22 protein-coding genes are annotated in these 22,654 nt (G+C 46.3%); 9 read left to right on the top strand and 13 right to left on the bottom strand.

The genetic code is table 11. The features are described from left to right. Positions 1-177: 177 nt before the first annotated feature. On the bottom strand, positions 178-1,380 hold the full coding sequence (fabV, locus tag BK126_RS15340; RefSeq protein ID WP_076313400.1) for an enoyl-ACP reductase FabV: 1,203 nt from the start codon (positions 1,378-1,380) through the stop codon (positions 178-180). Positions 1,381-1,483: 103 nt separating this feature from the next. Continuing rightward, positions 1,484-2,074: a TetR/AcrR family transcriptional regulator gene (locus tag BK126_RS15335; RefSeq protein WP_076313399.1), complete on the bottom strand. Its 591-nt coding sequence runs from the start codon at positions 2,072-2,074 to the stop codon at positions 1,484-1,486. Between the two features lie 360 nt (positions 2,075-2,434). Here BK126_RS15335 and BK126_RS15330 point away from each other — a divergent pair, with 360 nt between their 5' ends. Next, positions 2,435-3,202 (top strand): SDR family NAD(P)-dependent oxidoreductase, encoded by a 768-nt coding sequence (locus tag BK126_RS15330; protein ID WP_076313398.1) that lies wholly within the window; start codon positions 2,435-2,437, stop codon positions 3,200-3,202. A 78-nt stretch (positions 3,203-3,280) separates the two neighbouring features. Here BK126_RS15330 and BK126_RS28815 read toward each other — a convergent pair whose 3' ends face one another. The 6 genes from BK126_RS28815 to BK126_RS15300 form a co-directional block, all read right to left on the bottom strand. After that, on the bottom strand, positions 3,281-4,090 hold the full coding sequence (locus BK126_RS28815) for a VOC family protein (protein ID WP_083655899.1): 810 nt from the start codon (positions 4,088-4,090) through the stop codon (positions 3,281-3,283). A 217-nt stretch (positions 4,091-4,307) separates the two neighbouring features. Continuing rightward, entirely contained in the window at positions 4,308-5,336 is a 1,029-nt protein-coding gene (locus BK126_RS15320) for a hypothetical protein (RefSeq protein WP_076313397.1), read from the bottom strand. A 13-nt stretch (positions 5,337-5,349) separates the two neighbouring features. Then, the gene (locus BK126_RS15315; RefSeq protein WP_076313396.1) at positions 5,350-5,685 is read right to left on the bottom strand and encodes a PadR family transcriptional regulator; all 336 of its coding nucleotides are present in this window, start codon (positions 5,683-5,685) and stop codon (positions 5,350-5,352) included. Positions 5,686-5,911: 226 nt separating this feature from the next. Further along, complete coding sequence (locus tag BK126_RS15310; RefSeq protein WP_076313395.1) at positions 5,912-6,748, bottom strand: YitT family protein; 837 nt, start codon at positions 6,746-6,748, stop codon at positions 5,912-5,914. A 248-nt stretch (positions 6,749-6,996) separates the two neighbouring features. Continuing rightward, positions 6,997-9,000, bottom strand: a complete 2,004-nt coding sequence (locus tag BK126_RS15305; RefSeq protein WP_076313394.1) for an acyltransferase family protein — start codon at positions 8,998-9,000, stop codon at positions 6,997-6,999. A 245-nt stretch (positions 9,001-9,245) separates the two neighbouring features. Then, complete coding sequence (locus BK126_RS15300) at positions 9,246-10,136, bottom strand: LysR family transcriptional regulator (RefSeq protein ID WP_076313393.1); 891 nt, start codon at positions 10,134-10,136, stop codon at positions 9,246-9,248. Positions 10,137-10,248: 112 nt separating this feature from the next. On the opposite strand from BK126_RS15300, the gene dapA reads away from it, so the two are divergent. Further along, positions 10,249-11,127: a 4-hydroxy-tetrahydrodipicolinate synthase gene (gene dapA, locus BK126_RS15295; RefSeq protein WP_076313392.1), complete on the top strand. Its 879-nt coding sequence runs from the start codon at positions 10,249-10,251 to the stop codon at positions 11,125-11,127. Between the two features lie 70 nt (positions 11,128-11,197). Here the strand turns inward: dapA and BK126_RS15290 are convergent, their stop codons facing one another. Beyond that, positions 11,198-12,481 (bottom strand): adenylosuccinate synthase, encoded by a 1,284-nt coding sequence (locus tag BK126_RS15290; RefSeq protein ID WP_076313391.1) that lies wholly within the window; start codon positions 12,479-12,481, stop codon positions 11,198-11,200. Positions 12,482-12,588: 107 nt separating this feature from the next. On the opposite strand from BK126_RS15290, the gene BK126_RS15285 reads away from it, so the two are divergent. Together BK126_RS15285 and BK126_RS15280 are read left to right on the top strand one after the other, a co-directional pair. Next, entirely contained in the window at positions 12,589-13,482 is an 894-nt protein-coding gene (locus BK126_RS15285; protein ID WP_076313390.1) for a LysR family transcriptional regulator, read from the top strand. Between the two features lie 135 nt (positions 13,483-13,617). Beyond that, complete coding sequence (locus BK126_RS15280) at positions 13,618-14,850, top strand: molybdopterin-dependent oxidoreductase (protein ID WP_076313389.1); 1,233 nt, start codon at positions 13,618-13,620, stop codon at positions 14,848-14,850. A gap of 43 nt (positions 14,851-14,893) precedes the next feature. Here the strand turns inward: BK126_RS15280 and BK126_RS15275 are convergent, their stop codons facing one another. Beyond that, positions 14,894-15,187 (bottom strand): RNA polymerase alpha subunit C-terminal domain-containing protein, encoded by a 294-nt coding sequence (locus BK126_RS15275; protein ID WP_076313388.1) that lies wholly within the window; start codon positions 15,185-15,187, stop codon positions 14,894-14,896. 50 nt (positions 15,188-15,237) lie between these two features. Then, positions 15,238-16,158, bottom strand: a complete 921-nt coding sequence (locus BK126_RS15270) for an aminoglycoside phosphotransferase family protein (RefSeq protein WP_076313387.1) — start codon at positions 16,156-16,158, stop codon at positions 15,238-15,240. A gap of 173 nt (positions 16,159-16,331) precedes the next feature. On the opposite strand from BK126_RS15270, the gene BK126_RS15265 reads away from it, so the two are divergent. Both BK126_RS15265 and BK126_RS15260 read left to right on the top strand, forming a co-directional pair. Further along, on the top strand, positions 16,332-17,066 hold the full coding sequence (locus BK126_RS15265) for an ABC transporter ATP-binding protein (protein ID WP_076313386.1): 735 nt from the start codon (positions 16,332-16,334) through the stop codon (positions 17,064-17,066). Then, positions 17,050-18,666 (top strand): hypothetical protein, encoded by a 1,617-nt coding sequence (locus tag BK126_RS15260; protein ID WP_076313385.1) that lies wholly within the window; start codon positions 17,050-17,052, stop codon positions 18,664-18,666. Before BK126_RS15265 ends, BK126_RS15260 begins: the two co-directional genes overlap by 17 nt. A gap of 54 nt (positions 18,667-18,720) precedes the next feature. On the opposite strand, the gene BK126_RS15255 is transcribed toward BK126_RS15260, so the two are convergent. Further along, positions 18,721-19,566 carry a sulfurtransferase gene (locus tag BK126_RS15255; protein ID WP_076313384.1) on the bottom strand — a complete coding sequence of 282 codons (846 nt, stop codon included), beginning with the start codon at positions 19,564-19,566 and terminating at the stop codon, positions 18,721-18,723. Between the two features lie 284 nt (positions 19,567-19,850). Between BK126_RS15255 and BK126_RS29110 the strand changes: the two genes are divergently transcribed. From BK126_RS29110 to BK126_RS15245, 3 genes are all read left to right on the top strand, one after another. Beyond that, the gene (locus BK126_RS29110; protein WP_143757727.1) at positions 19,851-20,027 is read left to right on the top strand and encodes a suppressor of fused domain protein; all 177 of its coding nucleotides are present in this window, start codon (positions 19,851-19,853) and stop codon (positions 20,025-20,027) included. Between the two features lie 123 nt (positions 20,028-20,150). Beyond that, on the top strand, positions 20,151-20,567 hold the full coding sequence (locus tag BK126_RS15250; RefSeq protein ID WP_076313383.1) for a hypothetical protein: 417 nt from the start codon (positions 20,151-20,153) through the stop codon (positions 20,565-20,567). A 45-nt stretch (positions 20,568-20,612) separates the two neighbouring features. Further along, the gene (locus tag BK126_RS15245) at positions 20,613-21,266 is read left to right on the top strand and encodes a DUF2625 family protein (RefSeq protein WP_076313382.1); all 654 of its coding nucleotides are present in this window, start codon (positions 20,613-20,615) and stop codon (positions 21,264-21,266) included. An 84-nt stretch (positions 21,267-21,350) separates the two neighbouring features. Here BK126_RS15245 and BK126_RS15240 read toward each other — a convergent pair whose 3' ends face one another. Continuing rightward, positions 21,351-22,463 carry a VanZ family protein gene (locus tag BK126_RS15240; RefSeq protein WP_076313381.1) on the bottom strand — a complete coding sequence of 371 codons (1,113 nt, stop codon included), beginning with the start codon at positions 22,461-22,463 and terminating at the stop codon, positions 21,351-21,353. Between the last annotated feature and the right edge of the window lie 191 nt (positions 22,464-22,654).

Raw genomic sequence — 22,654 nt, 5'->3', positions numbered from 1 at the left:
CCATCGAATTGATATGTTATTGAGGTAAATCATACCAATGGATATGGAGCATGTCAATCCTTATTTTCATATGAAATTCATCACTTGCTATACATCGATATGGAATCGGCATGCAAAAAAAAGCCCCTGGATCATGATCCAGAGGGGCCGGTTGTGTGTCACACAGCAATTGCGAGCTTATTCTACTTTGTAGGCGCCAGGTATTTGGACGTCTGGATTTACATCGCTCTCATAGTCGACACCATCCATCTCGAATCCAAACAGCTGGAAGAACTCTTGGTTGTATCCCTTCAGGTCTGAAATGTCATAGATGTTGTCACTGTTGACCTCAGACCAGATGCGAAGAACCTCTTCCTGTACATCTTCTTGCAGCTCCCAATCATCGATACGAATACGTCCTGCATCATCAACCAGAGCTGGCTCGCCATGATACAGACGATCTGCAAATAAGCGGTACATCTGTTCAACGGTACCTTCATGCAATCCTTTTTCCTTCATCACCTTGTACAACGCAGATACATACAGAGGAACGATCGGGATTGCCGAGCTGGACTGGGTCACCAGCGCTTTGCTTACAGCAACATAAGCTCGTCCGCCCGTACTGGACAGCTCCTCGTTCAGCTGATGTGCTGTCGCCTCCAGATGATCCTTCGCCTTACCGATGGATCCTTCACGGTAAATAGAACGGGTAATTTCAGAGCCAATATAGGAATAGGCAATTGTCGTGGCATGGTCTGCCAGAACTCCTCCGTCCTTCAGAGCCTTAATCCACAGCTTCCAATCATCACCGCCCATTACCGTTACGGTGTTACGCACTTCTTCCTCAGTTGCAGGCTCAATGGTGACTTCTGTGACTTCACCTGTATGGAAGTTAACCGTTTTGTTCGTGAACGCTTCTCCGATCGGTTTGAGCACAGAGTTAACCATTTCACCGGTAGCAGGGTCTTGGCGTCTTGGCGCAGCTACACTGTATATAACAAGATCAACCTGTCCCAATTGCTCACGAATGACTTCTACTGTTTTTTGTTTTGTTTCATCTGTGAAGGCATCTCCGTTCACGCTGTATGATTTAAGTCCAGCGGCGTTTGCAGCCTGTTCAAATGCAGCGGAGTTGTACCAGCCCGCAGAAGCCGTTCTTTTCTCACTTCCTGCACTTGGACGGTATACTCCTATCGTGTTCGCACCTGCACCAAAGGCAGCTACGATGCGGGAGGACAGGCCGTAGCCTGTAGAAGCACCAAGTACAAGTACGTTCTTTGGTCCACCATTAATTTGCGGCTGAGCCTGTACATATTTAATTTGCTCCTCCACCTGCCGTGCGCATCCTACTGGATGTGCAGTTGTACATATAAAGCCGCGAGTTCTAGGTTTTATAATCATATTCGTAAAATTCCTCACTTTCACTTCGTTAGACATATCTTGGCCTGATATCTAGATCAGCCACACCCTATTGTAACAATTTTTCAAGAAAGTAAAACCTTCTTCATCGATTCTTGAACTCAATGTAATTCAGATTTTGATTCGTTTGGATCATCACCTGCTCTGCCATATAGCTGGCTGAGTATTTAAAGTCGGTTTCTGCCCAGTACATAATAACACCTACAAAAGCTGACATGCGGTAGCTGAGCATGATCTCATAGTCTATTGTTCTTGAGGAATCATCCATCACAATATGCATATCATTCCTCATCGCATCTTTCAGTAGATTGTAGATATCGTATGAAAGATCGTTGCTGATAGAGAGAAGGGCTTTGAACTGATCCTTGTGCTGCTCAATATGCTCCAAGAGACGTAGCGTAGAAGGATAAATCTTGTCCGCATCAACCCGCTCCATACCTTGATAAGGAGCAAGCAAAGCGATTGAAACCCCTTGCAAAAACTCTCCTTTGATATCTCTAAGCAAATCCTCTTTATCTATATAGTGGTTATAAAATGTTCCACGATTGTAGTCTGCACGGCTGGCAATGTCCATTATCGTGGTAGCCTCATATCCTTTTTCAAGCACCAGCTCGATAAAAGCGACTTTAAGGGCAAGCCGTGTTCGTTTGCTTCTTCTGTCGTTCGTATCTTCCATTTACCTGTAGACTCCTATCCTATTCGTACATAATTAAATCCGTTTCATAACATATTAAAAGGTAGTGTGAGATGGATTACGTTGTTAATTATTATATCGTAAGTCTTCGTGGTTCCCAAATTACGAGAAATTGAACATGTGGAACGTGCGTGTCCAATTTCTAATTGTAAATTTAACAGTTAAATTTTATGTGTCGATTAGATGACAATTTTGTGAATACTGATTATTGTCCTTCTTTTTGGAGAGGTGTACGATAAACAGGAAGTGAGTTACTAACTAAAAGATTCAAGCTTTACAACTGTATGCCATCCTTCGTGGATGCTGCAGCTATTATTTCATAGAAAAGGAAGCGAATATACAATGAGTCAATCACAAGCAAAAACAGCCATTGTTACAGGAGCAGCAGGCGGTATTGGTAAAGAACTGGTACGTCGTTTGGCAGAGCGCAACATTAACGTAGTTCTCGTTGACCTCAAAGAAGAAGCAATTAAAGCAACGATTGCAGATTTGGGTCTTAACGATTCCAACTCTCTGGCTGTTGCAGCCGATGTGTCCAAAGAAGAAGATGTGCAAAATTATGTGAACAAAGCCGTTGAGAAGTTTGGCACTGTTGACTATTTTGCAAACAATGCGGGTATTGAGGGTCCTACAGCAACAATCGATGAGATGAGTGTACAAGCCCTTGACCTCGTATATAACGTCAATGTTCGTGGGGTATTCCTTGGTCTGAAATATGTCATTCCAGTGATGAAAGAACAAAATTCAGGCGCAATCCTGAATACTTCATCTCTAGCAGGCCTCATGGGAGCTCCAGGTATGTCTCCTTACATTATGTCCAAGCATGCTGTCATTGGTCTTACTCGTGTAGCAGCTAATGAGCTGGCTTCATTCGGAATCCGTGTCAATGCGGTTCTTCCAGGTACGATTGCAACACGTATGATGGAGCAGATCGAAGCAAACTCCGGTGCAGCTGAAGAGTACAAAAAAGCGAACGAAGCTGCTACTCCGATGGGCCGTTACGGCAAGCCGGAAGAAGTGGCAGCGGTAATGAACTTCCTGCTGTCTGATGAAGCTTCCTTCGTTACAGCATCTCTATACACCGTTGACGGCGGTATGGTCGGTCAATAATAAGGCAGAATATTCAAGAGCCTGAACCATTATGGTTTCAGGCTCTTTTTTTGCTGTTCAGGAACAAAATTCTAATTATTATTTCATACATGCTATAACGATGCGGTTTCCATCTGGATCAATTACGGCAAATTCGGATAAATCCTCGAAGTGATTCGGTTCACCTGCCACTTGAAAGCCTTGATCCAGGACGTATTGATAGGAGGCCTCTATGTCGTTTGTTTCGAAGTAGAAGAGCTCTGTAAAATCTTCCTGGCGCAAAGAGCGATGCTGATCCAGAAGCAGTACCGGCCCGCTTGTCATAGGAACGCTGTAAATGGGTCCATCCGTGTTCTTGTCGTCATAAGGCAGACTGAACAGCGCTGTATACCAGCGGACAGCGGACTTCATATCGGTGACATCGACAAAGACACCACCAATTCGGGGAAGGATTGGACTGACACCATCAGCGGGGTTCCATGCGTCTGTCTCAGTGGAATCCGTATTACGGCTTACCATGAGTGTATTTCCATCGGAGTCACTGAAGTTGAAATAAGCCATTGGGCCATGATGATAGGGCTTGGAGTATGTCGCAGCCTGCTGCTCAGCATGTTCGTAAGCCGCATCGATATTGCTGCAGGCGAGCATGAAGCGAGGCTTCATCTCTTCACGCCACTCCGGATTTTTTCGATTCTCGGTGTTGGAGTCCAGAATCAGGTGAGCCTCCGGCAGATCAAACCAATACACAGGTCCCGAGCTCAGACGATCTTCCCTAATTGGAAGGCCCAGCAATTGACTGTACCACTCAGTTGCTCTTCGTACATCTGAAACATGAACAAACAGGCTGGTTATCTGGTTTTCTATCGGTTTAATGACATTTTGCGTGTGTGCCGTGTGATAATTGCTCAAGTAGAATCAACTCCTTATCGAATATGAGAGATGCCGATATGCCTTGAGAATCTGACAGGGAATATTATTCGCCTACTGGATATTAATTCCTGCTCATAACCGCTTGAAATGGTAAAAAAAAAATCAATTAACAATGCCGATAACGAATCCGTCGTAACCTTTGCTTCCTACAGTTTGAACGGCGCACTAATCTTATAGAACGTAAAAAAAACCGTGCTTATGCACGGCCTGTGAACTTTTTGCTGCGGCTCCATTTGTAGATTTCGCTTCCCAAGTCGACTAGGCTGATGATGGCTATAAGATAGATCAAGTTCTGACTTAGTCCTGACCATAGGCTGGAGACGATCTCATGGCTTTCTTCTCCGGGAATAATAAGGCCCGCGGCTTCCAGTTGACTAATGAATGATGCATTCCAGAACGAAGTATCCTGAAGCATAATCCAGGCGAGGACAAATGAGAGCACACTGAACAATATATGGTAGGCGAGTAGAGAAGTCGTCTTTTTGCGAAGAATCAGTTTAAATATTTCCCCCAAAATGCCTACGGCTCCTAACAGCCAGATGAAAGGTACATACTTCTCAATTCCGGCTGAGCTGATGAACGGAATGGAGAAGAAGCCCTGATCACTAATTCGGTACACAGCAAGTAACTCCACATTTAAGGCAAACAGTGCCGTAAACAAAGTAATGAAAATGATACTGGCAATCGGGTCTGACTTTTTGATCTCTGTACCGTGATCAGGCAAAGCCTGCAGATCTTTCGGATTCCATTCTTTCATCGAATTTTCGTTGTTTGGTGAAGTCGATTTTCTCCGCTGCCTGTATTCAATGAGTGCAAATATGACCGTAACCCATGCGATGGCTTGAGAAATAGAGATGAAAATATCAACGAGGAGATGGGTGAAGTGGTCCAAAATATGGCCAGGCGTCATGATGGCTTCAATTATGGTGAATATACTGAGTGCGATCAACAAAGAAGCAAGAACAACTTTCATGACGGTCATGTAACTAGAATACAACGCTGGACCAATGAGATAGCGTTCGCCCGCGTATCTTGCAGCCATCACCTCCGGATGTCCCAGTTCTTTCAGTACGCTCTCTACCTGTTGGTCTGTAATTTCATCTGATGCAGCGTGTTCCTCCAGCATATCTTCAATCAGTCCATGCAGCTCCTTCGATATGTCTGCTCTAAGTTTCTCGGGCAGTCTCTGTGTGACTGCGTACACATAACGCTCAATAAGTTCCATTTTCTTATCCTCCTTAGGTTTCAATAATGTTCTTCATACTCTCAGTCAGTGACAACCATTCCCGGCATACTCCATCATAGACGTCCTGACCGAACGGAGTAATGGTATAGTACTTCCGGGGACGGGTTTCATTCGTATCCCAGCTGCTCATTAGAAGCTCTTGTTTCTCTAGTCTGCGAAGCAAGGGATATAGTGTGCCGGGATCAACAGACAGCCCTTTGTCCTCGAGCACACTGACGAGCGAATAACCGTATTGCGGTTCTGACAACTGGCTGAGTACGGCGATAATGATGCTTCCTCGTCTAAGTTCGCTTAGTAAATTCTGTATCGTTTCTGTTACATCATTCATTTATCATCAACTCCTGATCACATTATACTGTATGACACACACTATTGTACATAGCAAAATAATATTTATTTTAAATTATTGGCTGAAAGCTAGTCTTATAATCATATTTCTTTAAAAATGTTCACAAGAAGCGGAGAATTGACTTTAACCGACGTAAAACGTTGTATCCATTAGGAATTAAAAAAACCGCGCTTATTCAGCGCGGCTGTCAGGATGTTATACTTATTTATTTGGAAATATCAATAAACCCTTCTCCGAATACGTCACGAACATCGTGAATCGTTACAAAAGCGGAGGGATCCTCGGATTTTACAATTTTCTTCAGCATCGACACTTCCTGCTTGCTGATCACGATATACAGAATTTCCTTCTCCTGACCGGTGTAGTAGCCGTAGCCTCGAAGCACGGATACACCACGGTCCATAATATCGGTCACCTTCGAAGCAATTGCATTATGCTTGGCTGACACGATGGTAACGGCTTTTTTCGGATTGAGCCCTTCAATAATGAAATCCATCGCTTTGGTACCGATATACAGGATCAGGATGGTGAACATGAAATTCTCAATACCGATGACAAAGATGGAGAGTATCGCCACAATAATATCGAAAAAGAGCAGCGCGTAACTAATGTTCCAATCCAGATATTTGTTAGCGAGACGTGCCAGGATCGTTGTCCCGGCCGTGGTCCCGCCAACACGTATAATTAGTCCGATACCGAGGCCAGCGAGCAGTCCGGCAAATATGGCATTCAGTACCGGCTCGTCAGCCGGAATCGACCAGTCCTCAGTCCAGTACAGGAACAAGGAATTAAACGCAACGACAATAATGGTGTAATAGGTTGTCTGCTTGTCGAGCAGCTTGTAGCCGATCACGAGCAGAATGCCGTTGATGACGAAGCCGACCAGGGCAGGCGACCACTGAAACAAATAATAGAGAACGATTGAAATCCCCGTAACGCCGCCTTCTCCGAAATCATTGGGAATGACAAACAAATTGACTGCTAGCGCGAAGATAAATGCTCCTGCAAGCAGCATGACCATATCATACATTCTTTTTTTCATAACAAACCCTCCATGAATCTAATGCATTAAAAAACTTGGAAATGAATTCAATCACACAAAAAAAGCGATTAAAGGAGGAAAAATCCTTTAATCGCTTGATGCAAATCTGTAAGATTGCGCAGCTCTTTTAAGAGATAAATCAGACACCAATCACGTACTGTTGGTCAATTACTATCTTATTATAGGGGGCAGACCCCTGATTTGTAAACATAATTTGTATGGTAAGGATGATTTCAAAATATCTTCATTTAACCAAGTACACTCATAATTAGACGAGTATAAGCTTCAGCACCCGCAGGCTCCAGGTGAACACCATCTTCTCTAAAATATTCGGGATGATCCTTGCTGGCTTCGTGCCAATCGATGATTGTCGTATTCGAATATTTGCTTCCGATCTCGGACAGCATCTTGTTTACGTTCTCCTCCCAATCCTTGGGTACTCTCGTGTTCACGAGAAGGACTTGTTCGGCGGATTGAAGAGAGTCCAGCAGGGAGGTCAGGCTCTTCTCCGAAAAAGCACCATTCGTGCCAAGTCCAATAATGACGGTGCCGGATAGACGATCCTTCGCTTCAAGTGCCGGGAGTAGATCAGCTGCATGGCTCATCTGTCTTCCGATCTCTGCATCCACAGTTATACCCGGAAGCAGCTTCTCCAGGCAGGGAGTTACTCCGACCATTACTGAATCACCAATGGCCGTAATGGAAGCGCCGGACATCGGCTTCACTTGATGATCTGCCGGTGTATCCTTTATATCCTCCGGGGCTGTATCCTTTTCAGCATCATTGTTCCCGTTCTTCTCCGGATCTGAATCTGTTGCAGCTTCGCCATTGGATTCTCCATCGTTAGGTTCTTTAGCATTGGGCTCTTCAGCATCGGGCTCTCCACCATTGGGTTCTTCAGCACTTGGCTGCTCTCCATCTGTCTGCTCTTCATCCGGAACAGGTTCCTTCTCCTGTTGTTGGTCAGGGGCCGGCCCTGCATTCTCCGGAGAAGGAAATTCAGAGAAGACTCCGTTTGCTTCTTGTTTCTTCGCATCCGATATATTCATCGTCATTCCGATACAAAAGATGCCGATGAACAGAAGTGAGCTGCAATAGACAGCAAGACGTCTTGGTGTAAATACACAGCTTCGACGCTTCGGATGCCGTACATCATGCCACCATACACGAAGAGCGCCTTCACGTATCGGTTGTTCAATGTACTTCCAGGACAGAGAGGCCAGAATGACGCTTGCAGCGACCTGCAGAAAGGTATAAAAAGCTCCGATTCCTTCCGGATTCCCTCCGGGACTCGTCAGAATCAGTACAGGATAATGCCACAAATAGATGCCATAGGATCGAATCCCGATCCAGCGCAGGGGTCCTGCTCCAAGGACTTTGGCAAGCAGGGAAGCCGGGTGCGCCAGAACGGCTACTAGAACAGCTGCTGCAATCGAGAAGAGGAGCATCCCGCCGTTATACAGCCATGACGCGTAGCGGTCAGTGCTCCACATCATATATAGCACGAGCAGCAGCGCACCTATGCCTGTTAGATCCAGACCCAGCTGTGCCACCCTCTGGACTCTGCCAGATAACTTGTAGCTGGGCCACACAATGGCAAGGGCAGCACCGGACAGCAGCCCGAATGCCCGGGTATCTGTTCCGAAATAGACTCGGCTTGGATCCGAACCCGGCTCATGAAGCAGGGCCATGAGAAGCGCCGACAATGCAGCCAGCGTACAAATAAATACAAACATCTGGCCTCGTTTTGGAAACCATTTGAGTCCAACCAGCATAAGAAGCGGCCATAGGAGGTAGAACTGCTCTTCTACGGCCAGGGACCACATATGTCCAAGCGGAGAGGGCGGACTAAACGATTCGAAGTAGGATATATCCTGGAAAATAAATTGCCAATTGCTTATGTATGTAACGGCAGCAACAACGTCATAACGCAAGGAAGCGAGCCGAGAAGTATCAAATAAGGTCATCCACACCACGGTCATAAGGAGCATGATCAGCATCGCGGGCAGAAGTCGCCTGAACCTCCTATACCAGAATTGCTTCAGATCAATTCTCCCATGATGATGCCACTCTATGGCGAGGATGTTCGTAATTAAATAGCCGGATAATACAAAGAAAATGCTGACACCTAGAAATCCACCAGGAGCTTCATCAAGCCCCCAGTGGTAGCACATAACGCCAAACAGCGCCAAGGCTCTGAGTCCATCCAGCCCCGGCATATACCGGGAGCCTGTTTTTATCGATTTAGGCATGAGATTTCACCTCAGCCTTGCACACATGCTGCAGATTCTGGTCTGGACACGGAGTCATCTCCGCATAGCTCATATTCACAAACGTCTGGGTGTGTGGAGTCAAGTAAGTGGTCATTTGGAACATGCGAAAACCTTTCCTTTCACAAACAATTTCAATAGGTTAATACTAACACTACAGCAAAATAAGGAAATGACAAAAAGGTAAAGTACAGGTCACATTGTTGAAGTCAAAAATGAGACCAGAATTATAATGATATCAGCTCCTGATCTGGCTTCAAGAGAGAAATAAATTCCATCAGGCTGTTTGATATCCACTTCTTAGGATGAATCACCAAATACATATACAGCTTGATGTCCGAATGAGCAAAAGGAAGGACACTCAGCTCCTGTCTCTGTATCTCATCTCGTACAACCATCTCAGGCAGCAGCGCAATCCCGTCACCTGCCATGACACAGCGTTTAATGGCTTCCGGGTTACCCAGCTCCAAGCGGACATTGAAAGGGATGCCATGTGCTCGCAGTACCTTTTCCAGCATAATCCGATAATTGCAGCTGGCTTCCGCCATAAACCAGTCCGTATGCTTCAGATCGTTAATTTTAATCTGGGTCAACTGTAGTAGGGGGTTCTTTGGACTCGAGACGAGTACAAGCGGCTCTTCTCTGATCACAATCGTGTTTAGGGTTGGTTCCGGCAGTGTATTTCCGAGAATCAGCCCGATATCGAATTCCCCTTCCTTAACCTGATCCAGGATATAATCCTCACGATCGGCTTGCAGCCTTATATTCATCTCGGGGTAAGACTCCCGTATCGTCTGAATGACCTGTGGTAGGAAATAGGAGGCGATGGAATCAATTGTACCGATAGATAAAGTCCCGCCACCTTGCATGGCCAGCTTTTCTTTGGACTGATCGTACAGCTCGATAATCTGGACGGCAATCTTCAGGAGCTCTTCACCGGACGAAGTGAGACGAAGTGTTTTGCCGTGGCGTTCAAACAATTTGACATTGTATTCCTTCTCCAGCTTCTGAATCTGGGTCGTGACGCTGGATTGGGCATAGCCGAGCTCTTCTGCCGCTCGGGTGAAGCTTTGACGCAGGGCGACCTGCCGAAATGTTTTGAGATATATAAAATCCATGAGCCCACCTCATCAATAATATTGATAACACATATCAACTATTATAGATAACAGTGATGCTGCACGCTATGATAAATTAAAATAAATACAACGTATTGGAGGCAGCTGTAACATGTTAAGCGAGCAAAACTTGAAAGGCATCTACGTACCTGTCGTTACTCCATTCCAAACTAATCATACCCTTGATCTAGCCTCATTTGAATCCTACTTAAAGCACCTTTTGGTCCATGATATTAATGGCCTTGTCATCAACGGAACGACTGGAGAGTGTCCAACGACCAGCTGGGAAGAGGTCACGAGCCAAGTCGAAATAGCGAAGATTGTAATGAAGCAACTGAATAAAACGGTTCCCATTGTCATTGGCACCGGAACCAATGACACACTCTCATCGCTTAAGCGGACAGAGCGTGCAGGAGAGCTGGGCGCAGATGCAGTCCTTGTAGTAACTCCATACTACAACAAGCCGACCGGCAAGGGAGTTGTAGCACATTTTAGTAAAATAGCGGAAGCTGGCGTCCCTGTGATTGCTTATGAAATTCCAGGCCGAACGGGAATCCGGTTATCCGTGGATACAATAAGAGAAATCCTTGATATCCCGCAGGTCATCGGATTGAAAGACAGCTCGGGCGGTGTAGAGCTGGTCTCAGAGCTGTCTCGGTATGGATCGAAGCCGGTGCTCTGCGGCGAGGATCTTCTGTTCCACGCTTCTCTGAGCCAAGGGGCAAGTGGAGGGATGCTGGCATCAGCCAACCTGAATACGGCGACATTCATTGATGTATACAATCGGTACATGAGCGGTGAGATCTCCGAATCGAAGAAGCAGTTTGATGAGCTGGTTCCTATGATCCGTCTGTTGTTCGAGCAAGAGCCGAACCCGGCTCCGCTGAAATGGATCTTATCTGAGCTCGGCTGGATCGAGTCTGACTCGGTTCGCCTGCCTCTGCTTCCGATTTCTGATCCATTGAAGGCAGAAATCAAGAAGCATATTTAACTTAAACGCGTAAAAGGGGTGCAGCCTAGGAGAGGCTGTACCCCTTTTTTTTGAGAACATAGAAGAGTAGTTATCTTCGTTCAATAACCTGTTCGCGTCTTGGCCCTACAGAGATTGTTCTGATGTTTACGCCAATACTTGCTTCAATAAATTCCACATATGCAATGGCTTCCTTCGGCAAATCATCAAATTCGCGAATTTGAGAAATATCGCATTTCCAGCCTGGCAGAGTAGAGATGACGGGTTTCGCTCCATTCAGCTTGCTTGTCACCGGAAAAGCTTGAGTTGTACTGCCATCTTCCAGCTCGTATGCGGTGCACACCGGGATCTCATCCAGATAACCGAGTACATCAAGATTGGTGAGGCATACCTCTGTTGCATTCTGGATGGAACAACCGTACTTCGTCGCGACCACATCAAACCAGCCCATCCGTCTTGGTCTTCCGGTCGTCGCACCAAACTCGCCGGAATCACCGCCAAGTCCGCGCAGTTCATCTGCTTCTTGACCTTGAATCTCCGATACGAAGGGACCAGCACCTACACAGCTGGAATAAGCCTTGACTACGGCAATGACTCTGCTGATGGAGGATGCCGGAAGTCCGGCACCGACAGGAGCATAACCGGACAGGGTTGAAGAAGAAGTGGAGTATGGATAAATCCCGTGATCAGGATCACGCAGTGCTCCAAGCTGTCCTTCCAGTAAAATGGATTCTCCGTCAAGGTTAGCCTTTTGCAGAACCTCAGTTGTGTTCTTGACATATGGAGCTAGAAATTCTGCCTCCTCTTTAAGCTGCTCCATAAGAACCTCTGGATGGATTGGTTCACGGTTATAATAATGCTGAAGCATGAGGTTCTTGGGCTCGAGTAGTCTCTCCACCCGCTCTCTAAGACGCACTTCATCGAACAGATCGGAGACCTGAATGCCAAGCTTCGCATACTTGTCTGCATAGAACGGGGCAATTCCTCTCTTCGTCGAACCGAATCCGCGTGTACCCAGACGCTCCTCTTCAAGCTCATCGAACAGACGGTGAATACTCAGCACGACCTGTGCTCGTTCGGAAACGTATAGTGTTGGTGCGGGTACCCCTTTATCCTTGAGCATTTGCAATTCCTTCTGTAACATGCCGGTGTCCAGTGCCGTTCCCGGACCGATGATATTCGTTACACTCGGGTAGAACACCCCTGAAGGCAGCATGTGCAGAGCGAATTTTCCGTAGTGATTAATAATGGTATGTCCTGCATTACTCCCGCCTTGAAAGCGAACGACATACGAAGAGACAGCGGATAATACATCCGTCATCTTCCCTTTGCCCTCATCTCCCCAATTTGCACCCACGATCGCGGTAACTGTCAATTGTATTGCCTCCCCATTTGTAATTACATCCAGAGACTATTATAATTTCATTCGTTATATAAGAAAAAGTAATATTACTAATAGTTGATATAAAGAGGGGTAATATAATGAATGTTAATTTGGAGTGGTATCGTGTTTTTTACCAGGTAGCCAAGACAGGAAGCCTGACCCGAGCTGCGGCGCTACTGCACATTACTCAGCCGGCGGTCAGCCATACCCTCAAACAAATGGAGGAGCAGCTTGGAGGATCGCTGTTTTTTAGAACCTCAAGAGGAGTTCAGCTTACGACCGAAGGAGAAGTGCTGCTTGGCTATATCGAACAGGCATTTATTAATGTGAATATGGGGGAAAAAGCGATTGCAGAAATGCACAATCTGGATAAAGGTGAAATTCATATCGGGGCCAGCGATACGTTATGCAAATATTATTTGCTTCCATACCTTGACCGTTACAGGGCGGAGTACCCTAACATTCGCATTCATGTGACGAATCGGACGACACCCGAGACGATTCAGCTGCTGAAGGAAGGGCGGATCGACTTTGGCATCGTTAGTCTCCCCGTAATGGATAAACAGGTTGAAGTGAGAGAAAGCTCCGCGATTCAAGATTGTCTCGTTGGCGGGAAGGGGTATTCCCACTTGGATAACACCATTTTTACTGGCGAAGAACTGGAGCAATATCCGATTCTCATGCTGGAAAAAGGAGCGAGTACACGCAAATATATCGACGATTATGCGGCTGCACACGATATGCAGATTATCCCGGAGATTGAGCTTGGCAGTATAGATTTGCTCCTTCAATTCGCCCTAAGAGATTTTGGACTTGCCTTTGTTATACGGGATTTTGTAATAAATGAACTAAGAGAGGGATCGCTGGTGGAAATTCCGTTAGCAGTTCCTATACCTAAAAGGCACGTCGGTGTTGCTACACTGCGTGGCGTGCCGTTGTCCGCTGCATCCCGCTCTTTTCTCTCCCTGCTGCCGGATCATTTTTCGAAATAAACTCATTTATATTAACAAATATCTCCTTCGTCTATGGATATATAGGTGAATTAATGGTAGGTAATGAGATGAACAGCGTTATAATTAACTAAAATGGAAATTTGCCGGCAGCATAATAGTTGGGGGGAGCAAAGAATGAGGACTTGGCTTAAGCAGCTTCGCAAAGGTTATGGCAAAAAGCTGGTTTCATTACATACTTGGAATGGCTGGATCGTATTTGTACTGGCTTTGACTGGTTTGATCCTTATCGGCGGATTTTGGCGGAGTTTACTGGGAGAAGGACGGGTATGGATCAAAACGCTCCATATCATGGTTGGTGTGGCGTCTATTCTCCCGGTTCTCTATTATTTGCTGCTTGCAGGGAAGCACTGGAAACAGCTGAAGCAAAAGCCTTGGCAGCGGTTAAACGTCGTTATCGTACTGGTGCTTCTTACAGGCTGGTTTATCTCAGGCGTGCTGCTGTGGCAGTTCAAGCAGGTAGGACCTGCTGTATCCAATGCAGCGTTGATTGTTCATGATGTGCTGACCTGGATTGGTCTTCCCTATATCATCTATCACTCCATTACTAGATTAAAATGGTTCAAGGAGCCCGCGCGACGTACGATCAAACAGGGGCGTATGGAGAACCAGCTTCATCCTGCGGCCCCACAGCCTATATACACGAGAAGAGCTTTTATCGGTGGAGTCATTGGCATCGGGTTAATCGTAACGCTGACTCCGTCCTTCCTAAAATGGCTTGGCAGCTTTGGCGGGAGTAATTCGATGGAAAATCTGCTTAAACAGAACGAGAACAAACTTATTCCTACACCAGTACCGCACTCAGCGTCTCAGCATCCCATGGGCGGGGGAGCGGAGGGGAATTTCCGGATATATACCGTAACGAAAATACCAGTCTTCACCAACGAGAACTGGTCCTTCACCATTGATGGTAAGGTGGATAACCGCTTAAGCTGGAGCTGGGAGGAGTTTGTTCAGCTTAAGCGTACGGTACAGGTAAGTGACTTTCACTGCGTAACAGGCTGGTCAGTCTACAACAATACCTGGGAGGGCATACGGCTAAAAGACCTGCTGAAGCAGGCCGGGGTGCAGCAGTCAGCGCAGACGGTAAAGTTCTATTCGGGAGACGGTGTCTATACAGATACGCTGACGCTGGAGCAGGCAGATCTGGATGATGTGATGGTCGCTGTCCTGCATGACGGAAACCCCATCCCCAGCGACCTCGGTGGTCCGGTCAGACTCATTGTACCGAAGATGTATGCTTATAAATCGGTCAAATGGCTGACCCGGATCGAGTTGATTGAGGGTGAGCATGTCGGCTACTGGGAAGAGAGGGGCTATTCGAATGATGCTTGGGTTAAGAACAGCTAATAATAAGCTGAAGCCAATCGAAGCCATGCTATAGTCTTTATCTTTATCGTCTAAAAGTTAAGCCAGTCTCCTCCAGAGCAGCTCTAAGCTTGGGCAGTGATGCGGGCCCCATACCGTGAAATTTTAAAATCTCTTTTTCACTGTAGGTGGACAGCTGCTCCAAGGTAGTAATTCCATGGTGCTCCAGTGCCCGTCTTGCCGGTGCAGATAGCAGGGAGAGGAACCCGCCGGCGGGTTTTCTCTCCCTCTCACAGGTGGGGCATGTCGGACAATCACTGCTTTTATAATATTGGTGACCTTTGCTGCAGGTTCTCAGACTTTGATTTGATGTTTCCATTCATTTAATGTCCTCCTACAAGATTATATCTGTCACAATAGCAACTACCGTCAAAGAGTCTGCGTATCCAATATGCTTTTAGCAAAAGCGACATAGCTTAACAGCTTCGGAAATTCTTCCGGGAGAGCACCACTTTGTACACTCCAGCAGTTTCCCATCGCAGTTTCTACATAGAGGCATTGCCGCAAGACCTCACCCGGAATAAGAAGCTCCTTCTCCAGTGTGTTAATGATATTGTTAATCTTGTTATATAGCGCTGGAGTGACCTCCTCTTCGAATTCATTCAAGATAAATCGGGGAGTGTCAAAGATCGGATCGCCAATGACGCCCTTCGGATCGATAATCTTATATTGTCCATGACTACCCAGCAAAATATTGTCATGATGAAAGTCGCCATGCAGAAGCCGTTTTTTTGAATATTGAGAAGAGAGTGAGATGCAAATCTCCTGGGCCTTCTTCATATGCAAATAGAGCTCTTCGGCATCCTGCCGCTGGCTCATATAACTCGTAATTCGATTCACCCACGTAAGATAGGTTGGGTATATCTCAGCGTCAGCGGGTTCAACATGGAGGTCTGTGTACAGGGAACAGAAAACGGCAAGTCTTCGCTCAAGCGAGCTCTCTTTTCTTAAAGTATAGCCAGGCTCAATACGCTCTTCCAAAATAATGCAGTGTTCACGATCGATATCGTAAACCTTGCAGAATGGCCTTCCCTTGTATTCCTCCAGAGTGCTGAATTCGGTTAACGTTTCTGCGGCAGTAGGGTTCCCGATCTTTAGTATGGAACTGCCGTAGAGGGCGGACTCGCATTTGAACACCAGGTTGGCCGAGTAGGAAGGAATGAACTCAAATGAAGACAGGGACCACATATCTGCGTAGATGCCGAGATATTGTTGGACTTTTTCATAAACGTGTTCACCAAAGTGGTCTTTAATCTTTGCGGCTTCGTCTGACTTAAAGTTATAGCTCATTTTGAATCACTCCCTATTCTCTATCTTACGTTTACATATATTAGTTCAGCAGAATTACGAAAGCAAGCTTCTCCAATCCGACAAGCAGCAGCTTAATTCAAAATATTGCGACACCTCACGCTCTTAGGCTCGTATTAACAAAAATAGATGGAAATAAGGAGGAGATCTCACACGTGGAATTAGTCTTAGAGAATATTGTCAAAAGCTTCGGAAAGAAGAACGTACTGCAAAACACCGGATTTACGTTCGAACAAGGTAAGATTTACGGTCTTCTCGGACGAAATGGTGCTGGGAAAACGACTCTTTTTAATGGCTTGAGCGGGGAAACCAAGCTTGATGGCGGTAATGCATGGCTGCTGGATAATGGTACCCGCCGTGAGCTGAAAGAGGATGATATCGGATATGTCTACTCCTTGCCTATATTGCCTGAGTTCCTGACGGGATACGAATTCGTCAAGTTCTTCTTGGATATTAACAGGGATAAGCTGCAGGCGGATACCCAGATCGACGATTACTTCGAGATGATGAGAATTACAATGGAGGATCGGCATCGTCTTATTAAGAACTATTCCCACGGGATGAAGAATAAAATTCAGATGCTGCTATTTCTCATTACGAAGCCGCCGGTGATCCTGCTGGACGAACCGTTGACCTCGTTTGACGTGATTGTCGCACTGGAGATGAAAAATTTACTGCGGTCGATGAAGAAGGATCATATTCTGATCTTCTCTACGCATATTTTGCAGCTGGCCTCCGATCTGTGTGATGAACTAGTCATCTTAAACAAAGGGCAATTGTCTTCGGTACCGAAAGAGCTGCTTGGCAGTCCTGGCTTCGAACAGAGCGTTATCGACCTGCTGCAGGATGATGCGGATGGGGAGGGGAGACCGGATGCTCCGAACACTTAATACGATTCTTCATCTTCAAGTATCCTCTATTGCAAACCGATTGATCTATTATGTTCGGCGGCTTCCGCTCATCGGTGGTCTGGTTAGTGACAATGTCTATTCCAGAGTGGGTGTGAAGAAGGCAGTGGCCATTGCTGCACTGCTGCTGTCTATTGTGTGGGGATTCTTGACCAGTATGCTGTATGTCGGCCTTGTCGTTTATTTTCCGGTGGTCACCTTGGGCCAAGAGCTGCCTATAGAGCGTCAGCTGGACATCTTTTGGCATATTTTCTTCATTATCACATTTATCATTGCTGGAGTATCGAATGCCAGAATACTTGAACCGAAGCGGAGCAAATACATCGCGGTCAAGCTGTTGCGGCTTCCGGCTACACGATATATGCGGGCGACGCTCAGCTACAAATACGTTACCTTATTTGTCTATCTGCTGACAGCGGTGCTCCTTTTTTCCTCGCTGCTTGGTGCACCGATGCTGCAAGGCATTCTCCTCACGGCTGCTGCTGTAATGTGGCGGATCGTATGGGAATATTTTCATTACTGGTTGTTTCAGCGAACCGGGAATGTATTGATCAAGAACAACGTCATCGTTTGGGCCGTCATTTTCATTGGATACATCGCAGCATATGCGCCATTACTGTTTGAATGGGCTCTGGCTTGGGGGGCAATGTTAACTTCGGCTGTGCCTTTATACGTTATTTGCATTTTGCTGGGAGGCATTGCGAGTGTTGTTCTCTTCTGGCGACTGGACTATACGGATGCGGTAGACGCGGCGACGAAGCGGGATGACCCGCTGCTTGACCTGGGCCGGATGATGGCGGATGCGCAGCAAACATCCGTCAAGGCGAAGGACAGTGATTACGATCTAGAAGGGACGAACGAGAGCAGGAGGACATTCGAGGAAAAAGAGGGGTACGATTATATTAATGCGATCTTCTTCTCGAGACACAAAAGCTTGATCCGGCGGCCGCTGTATAAGCGTTTGGCCATCGTTGCTGCCCTCGGGACGGCCTTAATTCTTGCGGGATTTCTATACCGAGAGCCGATGGCTGCCGCAGCTTCTAGCATAGGGGTATTCCTTCCGGGTCTTATCCTCATCATGGCCTATTTGACTGTTGGGGAACAACTGTGCAAAGTGCTGTTTTTCCACTGTGATCTGAAGCTGCTGCGGCAAAGCTTCTACCGACAGGATGCGTCGAAGCATTTTCGGATCCGCCTTAGTAGGATTCTGGGCATGAACCTGCTCCTCGGAGTCGTACTTGCCTTGGTGCTGACGCTGGCGGCTGTCGCTGCCGGAGGGTTAACAACAACAGCCGACTATGTATTTCTGTGGGTAAGCACATTATCACTCGCCATATTTTTCTCCGTACATCACTTGTTTTTGTACTATATATTCCAGCCGTACACGACAGAGCTGAATACGAAAAATCCGTTTTTTTATCTATTTAGCTGGATTGTGTCAGGCGTCTTTGTCCTATCGATCAGCTTAAGACCAGATCCGGTTGTTTTTTCAATAAGTACGGCTGTTATAGCCCTGCTCTATCTTGTGTTTGCTCTGCCCTTGGTTCGCAAGTATGCTCCGCGGACGTTTCGGGTGAAGTGAATAGATTCGTCTGAAAATAAAGAAGAACCCGCGTCCCACGCGGGTTCTTGCACATTATTCTTTTCCCGTAGCTACCGGGTTCTCCTCATAGCTGATCCAGTCGCTCCAGCTCCCTGCATACAGCTTCACATTCTCATATCCTGCTTCTGTTAACGCTAGTACATTGGGACAAGCCGTAACGCCGGAGCCGCAATATACAATAATATCTTGATCTTTGGACACTGCTTCAAACCGTTTGCTTAACTCCTCAGCTGACTTGAATTTAGTCGATCCTTCCTGAAGGTTATCCTTCCAGAAATAGGAGGCAGCGCTTGGTATATGACCTGCCTTCTTATCCAGCGGCTCTACCTCTCCCAGGTATCTCGGGTATTCACGTGAGTCGATTAACATAGCAGATCCGGTGGTGGAAGCCTTCCGCACTTCTTCTAGATCAGCCAGCAGGTGAGACTGGAGATGTGGGGTGTAGGATGCCGGAATCCGAATCGGTACATCGGCAGTGACCGGAAAGCTCGCAGCCTGCCATGCCGCAAATCCCTCATCCATAATATATACCTGCTCATGACCGAGATAGCGCATCAGCCACCAGAATCTTGACGCCATCGCACCGCCTTGGTCATCGTAAGCAATAATTCGGGTCTCGTTACTGATTCCTGCCTTACGAATTCGGTCAACCAGCTGCTCTACATCAGGCAGTGGATGTCGTCCGCCGTATCCTTTTTCATGCAAGGGTGAAGACAGATCCTGCTCCAGATCAAAATATACGGCCCCTGGTATATGGCTTTCGTTAAAGGCTTGTCTGCCCGTTTCTGGTTGACCCAGAGCAAAACGGCAATCGACAATCGCGACGTCCGGTTCATACATTCGGGCTAGCACCCATTTCATGGATACGATAAATTTCATAGCTCATCACCGCTCTTTATTGGAATGTTGGTTAATACATAATATATGCAAATGCATCGGGTCTAGCTGTATTTTACTTTATATAGAGTTCATCGCCAATCCGAATGTGGAATATGAATCTCCTTAAACCAGGAAGAAGTAAGCAGAAGTATTTCGTATTCATGCATTGTATGAATAAGTTGAATGGATCTGAGTTGAGGATAATAGGCAGTCCAAATCCATTTATAATAAATGTTTATACAGTGGTTGAATGTTAACAGAACACGCAGGAGGTCAATGAAAAGATGAGTGAGGAAATGAACGAAGAGCTAAATGAACAGCTGGATCAAGCACCCGGCTGGGATGCGAATGGACCTATTTGCTTGGGTGCGGATACCTTGCTCACGGCCCTCGCATTTACTCCTGATCCGGAGCTTTCACCCATCGAGACGCCTAATGGAAGAGTGGGTTTTCCAAAATGACAGGTATAACGGGGGACGAGCTGGACGCCATGATGACATGGAATACACCTGGTGTACTGTCAGCAGGTGCTGCCCACATGCCTTACTACATAACCGATCTATCCCCAAGAGGTGGCCGATGCTGTGAACACAGGACTCGCGGAGGAAGGCTCGAGCACCGGCTTCCTGTTCGTAGATACACTGGACTGGATGCCGTCAGAAAGGAAGATGTTTAGAGAGACTCCGGCCAAATTAATCATCGGAGCGAAGCAGGCTGATATCGTTGGCAAGCTGCTTCAAGGCCGGATATTAAAAGGCAGGACGCTGAGACTGTTAAGCCAAAATATTCAGATTGTGTTCGAGCCAGGGGATATAGCGGGTTGTAAAGAAGAAGAGAGTCACATCACTATTACTCTGAATGAGCAGGCAGCAGCAGAGTTTACACATAAGCTTGTACCTAAAGAAGGCTCGGTTCCAATTTCATCCGTAAATATTGTTTTGAACATTATAAAGACTTTAATCCGGGATCGTGAAGGCAGCATTGTTGAAACTATCGGTTAATGAAAAAGAGCTTAGATGGTTTTGAATTCAAAGGAGGGGAGAATGATGGGATATTTAAAGATTCAGGAGTTGCTTAACAAAGAGGACCATGCTTGGGAAGAGCTCGAGAATATGCTAAGCCAGGGTAAAAACAAGAGTGTGATCATTCCCGCAGAGCATGATACAGGAGCAGACACGCTATATCGTTTGCAGGTTAGCACCAAATCCTACCTTGGTGCAGTTGCTTACGAAACGGCAGGCATTCTGTTTGATTATGGCTGGATTACCTTGCTCGGTGCAGGCGGTGACGGTATATATGGCAGTCTTCCGTTCTGGAATGGACTTCTCGATCGCGAAGGCGTTCCGGCTCTCGAAGGAATGCTGCTTGTAGCATACGATGCGGCTGGCGGTTTTTTCAGTTTGAATATCGGTCGTTTCGGAAATGACGGACACATCTATTATTATGCGCCGGATACACTGGAGTGGGAATCGACGGAGCTTGCTTATTCTGGTTTTGTTAGCTGGCTCGCTGACGGGGATCTAGCCCAGTACTATGAGACCTTTCGCTGGAAGGGGTGGCAGGAGGAGTCAATTCGGCTTCAGCCAGGTGAGGTGTTTACCTATTATCCCCCCCTTTGGACAGAGGAAGGAAGCGGAGCCGGCAGCAGCAAAGTGAAGACCTCGGTTATTGAAGCATGGAATATCGTTTTGGATATCTAGTTGATCCGAGGAAACATCCATATAGAAGTTGGATTGCTTCATGAACAAAAAGCCGCCACGAGGCGGCTTTGAATATGATTTACATTATTCAGCAGGCTTCTGTGCAAGCTCAGATGTCGGTCTCTGCCAAGTAATCTGGTGCTTCGTACCGCTGAGCTGTTCGTAGAATAGCATTGTTTTTTTGCTAAAGAACCGGCGCAGCACATGAATGGCAAACCAGAGATCCATGACGAAGATGACAAAAGCAAACAGCGTACTTCCATAGGAAGGAAGACTCGCCGTTACAATCATCAGGTTTAAGCCGAAAAATATCCAGTACAGCAGCCCATATCTGATCATAAGACCGGTAAGCTTCAGCCTTCCCGCCTCTCCTGTCAAATGAATGCGGACAAGCCATTTACCAAAGGTTCTTCCCTTATTCAGAAAAGGAAACACCATGAAATACAATCCCGTAACGATCCAGAAGGCAGCAGGTACATCCAGAATGGTAGCGATATTGAACAAGATCAAGCAGATGAACCCATCAAATAAGAGCGCTACTGCACGTCTAGTATAGGACACGCGTTTTCCAGCAATATCGACTTCTTTATCAAGGTGCTCAATTCGAGGCAGCAATCCTGAGAACCACTCTGCAAGCAGGAATCCAATCATGCCGCCAAGCGTGTTCATAATCAGATCATCTACATCAAATACGCGGTAGGGATGATCATAGAAACCGAATATGCCTGTCAGCTGAGTTATCTCGAAGGATAACGAGAGGAGGAAGCACAACAGGATCCCACGGATCCAGCTTGTTCGGAAATAGTAACGCAGAAAGAGGCCAAAAGGTACGGTCAGAACGATATTAAAGACAACCTGAAGAAAGGCCCTTTCCGTAAGCAGTTTCCAGTAAGTGCTGACATCCTGGGCTGAAACATTGGTTTCTTTGAGGATGTCATGTATGAAATTAAACGGGATGAGCTGATATGGAATACCGGCTAAGGGTTCATTATGCCTCGCCGCCGGCAGCGGCAGAAGAACAAGGAAATAAGCGTTCATTAAATAAAGCAGCAACAGATACAGCATAATCGCCCTAACCTTATTAATGTAGCCGTGTTTTCGATACTGCACAATAAGAAAAGGAAGTGTAAAAAACAAGGCGGCTACAGGAAAGGTCATGAAGGCGTAGGAGATCGGAAACAAATACGAATGAAACATGAATACACCTACCTATGTAAATTAAGTCATATTAAATGGACGAATCATGATATTTTACCCTAAAGTCGGTATGTAATTGTTACATTTTATTCATATCACTGGATATTGATAAAAAATGAGCCAGAGTCTCAGCTTGGAGACTCTGGCTCATTATTTTTAACAAAGAAACTATAGCCATTGTAGTTGAACCA

This window comes from Paenibacillus sp. FSL H7-0326, from assembly GCF_001955535.1.
GTDB lineage: Bacteria > Bacillota > Bacilli > Paenibacillales > Paenibacillaceae > Paenibacillus > Paenibacillus shunpengii.
The sequence above is the reverse complement of the archived record's forward strand: the minus strand, read 5'-3'. Positions and strand labels throughout refer to the sequence as shown.